General features: G+C 71.8%; 3 protein-coding genes. All 3 read right to left on the bottom strand.

Annotated features, from left to right (window positions below; genetic code table 11):
* Positions 1-172: 172 nt before the first annotated feature.
* Positions 173-382 carry a hypothetical protein gene (locus ACWC91_RS41395; RefSeq protein WP_281157579.1) on the bottom strand — a complete coding sequence of 70 codons (210 nt, stop codon included), beginning with the start codon at positions 380-382 and terminating at the stop codon, positions 173-175.
* 870 nt (positions 383-1,252) lie between these two features.
* Positions 1,253-1,570 (bottom strand): Mu transposase domain-containing protein, encoded by a 318-nt coding sequence (locus ACWC91_RS41390; protein WP_281157580.1) that lies wholly within the window; start codon positions 1,568-1,570, stop codon positions 1,253-1,255.
* Between the two features lie 359 nt (positions 1,571-1,929).
* On the bottom strand, positions 1,930-2,454 hold the full coding sequence (locus ACWC91_RS41385; protein ID WP_281157581.1) for a terminase gpP N-terminus-related DNA-binding protein: 525 nt from the start codon (positions 2,452-2,454) through the stop codon (positions 1,930-1,932).
* Between the last annotated feature and the right edge of the window lie 575 nt (positions 2,455-3,029).

Here is a 3,029-nt window from a genome sequence, read left to right as displayed (position 1 = left end):
CGCCGCCCCCGCCGCCCCCTGCGGGGCCCCCGCCCGCCCCCCCCCCCCCCCGCGCCCGCGCCGGGGGGGGGGGGGGCCGGGGCGCCCCCGCCCCCCCCCCCCCCCCCCCGGGGCCCTTGCGGGAGCCGATTCGAGCGGCTCCTCGGGGTGCCTCGTCATATTCGGTCTGGGGTCAGCCCTCGTCGCCACCGCTCCCGGCGGCGTGCATCTTCCGTTCGTGGCGGCGCTCGCCGCCGGCCCTGGCTTCCCGGACCCCGTCGCGGGCAAGGCCGATGCCCTCGCGGCCCAGGTCGGCCGCCGACCTGATGGCCGAGGCGCCCGCGGCGGCGGTTGTGCCTACGGCGCCGGCTACGGCGGCGAGGGCGCCGAACTCGGCAGTCATGGCGCCGCCCGTGGCTCGCCCAGCGGGCTTGACGGGCCCGGCCTGGGCGGGTGTCCCGGCCTTGACGTTGGCGGCAGCGGCTGCGCGGGCGGCGGTCGAGTTGGCGGCGCCGACGGCGGCGAGAAAGCCCCTCGACCTCGGTCCCGTCGTGCCACTGCCAGCTGGTCAGGTCGGGGCCGACGACCAGGTCTACGGTGAGGTCGAAGGTGTCGACCCCATCGCCGGTCCGAGCGGTGGGGGTGCTCGAAGTTCACGTACCAGTTCCGCAGCCCGCCGATGGTGTAGAAGGCGTTGACGCTGAACCACGCCGTCGGCGGCTTCCACAGCAGCAGCTCGGTCTCCTGCCATACCGCGGCCGCCAGCTCCCACACGCCACTCGCCATCGCGTCGAACGCCTCGGTGCGCACCGCACGGTCGCCGTCCGCACGGGCCTTGACGTACAGGGCGGGCCAGCGGGTCTCGGCTCCCGGCGGACAGGCAGCCACCAGGGCCTCGCTCGTGTCGGCGGACGACACGCAATGCGTGCTCACTCCACACGCGGCCAGAGCGGTGCACGTCGCATCGTACGACCGTCTGGTCCCGTCTCGAAGCTGCGCACCCGCTCCTCCTTCGCCGCGGTCGGGCTGTTCGGCTCGCGGTGTCCAGCCCAGCGCTGACGGGACGGCTGGGCAAGCCCTCGAGGTGGGCCCGCAGCTGCGAGTAGCGGCGCGCTTCACTCATCTGCATCGGTGATGTGTTCACTCGCCGGGTTCCTCCTCGGGTGTCGGAGCGGTCCGCAGCCGGTCGGCCACGGCGGCATAGGTGTCAAGGTTGATCACGATCCGCTCGGCCGGACTCCCGCCGGCGGCCTGGCCCCGCAGCCGCTCGGCCTCAGCGAGCGCCTCGGGCGACAGCGGGCGGCGGGTCTTGGTCTTGCGCGAGGACCGCCCGCTCCAGCGCAATCACATGACCCGCGTCGCGGGCCGTCCGCCCGGCCCCGCGCGACGCGAGCCGGTGCCGGGCGACGGCGGCCTTCCCCGCCGTGGCGATGTGCAGGTAGTCCTCGCCGAGCCGCTGCCGGACGGTGACCCGCATCCCCGACATCCCGGGCGAGACCGAGTAGAGGTTGCCCTCGAAGGACACCAGGGCCTGCGGGCTGACGGTCCGCACGACCTCCAACTCGGCCGGAACGGCGCGTGGGCAGCTCAAGCAGCGGCTCGGTCGTGGCGAGGTCGGCAACGGTCACCTTGACGCCGTCGACGCTGCGGCGCCGCTCGTCCATCCGGACGGCGAGCTTGTCGACGCCAGACCGGCCCTGCTTGACGCTGAGACCGTCGGGGACCGTGCGCCACCAGCGTTGCGCCGCCGCGTGGTTGGCCTTCTCCACCACGCCCCTGCGGCTTTTTCCCCCGCGGCGGGCAGATCGCCACCTGGACGCCGTAGAGCTTCGCGACCCCCGCGAACGTCGGGGTGACCTGGCCGCTGGAGGGGTAACAGACGGTCGCCATCCGGTCGAACCGCCACCGTCTGGCGGTGCCGCCGAGCTTGCGCAGCACCTGGTCGAGGACCTAGACCAGGTGCGGGAAGTCCTCCGACTCCGCCAGCACCGCCCGCCACCGGCCCGAATGCGCGAGCGCCCCGACCAGCAGGTGCGCGTGTCCGCCGATGCCCCAGCCCGCGGGTGGATCGGGCAGCTCGACCCAGTCGAACTGGACCTCCTCGCCCGGCGGGTGATCGATCACCGCGCGGTCCCGGCCCTGCGACGCATGGCAGGGCTCGCAGTACGGCCGGACCTCGTAGCGACGAAGCGCCCCGGTGAACGTCGAATAGGCGCCGCGGTAGCCGAGTTGGACCACCTCGTCGAACAGGGTGGATGCCCACAAGTGCGGGTCGTCCGCCAGGCGTTGACGGCAGTAGTCCAAGAAGGGAACGAACATATCTGGAGCCTGGCGGCGCTGCCGCGGGGCGCGCTCGCCGTTCAGGTAGGCACGGATCGTCTTACGGTCGCGTCCCAGGTGTCTGGCGATCGCGGAGATCGTCCAGCCCTGGCGACGCAGCGCGTGCGCGTCCACGTCTTCCTCCCACGTGAGCACCCAACCTCCCGAAGAGGCCCGACCCGTTGCCCACGCAGGCTTGCCGTCGCACCCACCACACCGAGATCGCACGAAGGGTGGGGAAATCAACTCAGCAGGTTTGCCCCACTCCTCAGCACCGGGTCGGGAATTTCAAATAGCGCCATCAACGCGTAGCACGTACGTCTGCGTCTTGGCTCTCAGATCGGTGGCTTCCTCCGGGGGTCTTCTCCGGCAGCCCTTGCGAGGTATTTCCGCGTGTTGTGGCGACGGCGGGAGTTCGTGATCGTCGCGGTCGTGGCCGCGGTGACCGCCGTCGCCGTCATGCCGGGCAGCCACACTCCGGGCCTCGGGTTTTCCCCAGTTCGGAGGGGAAGAGGGCCATACCAACGGTTGACCTGTTTCCCGGATGGTCTGGCAGGCGTCGAAACAACGAGGCTGAATGCGCACGGATCCACCGAGCAAATGCGTACGGATCCACCGAGCAAAAAAGGAACTCTTTGTGTTCAGCTTCAAGCCACTGCGCCGCCATACCGCCCGCACCGCTGCCGTCGGCGTTCTCGCAGCTGCGGCCTGCGCCACTGTCATGGCCGGCA

This window comes from Streptomyces sp. NPDC001204, from assembly GCF_053598035.1.
The sequence above is the reverse complement of the archived record's forward strand: the minus strand, read 5'-3'. Positions and strand labels throughout refer to the sequence as shown.

Coding starts and splice junctions, on each gene's coding strand:
- ACWC91_RS41395 (WP_281157579.1), bottom strand. CDS start 382: ATGACTGCCGAGTTCGGCGCCCTCGCCGCCGTAGCCGGCGCCGTAGGC.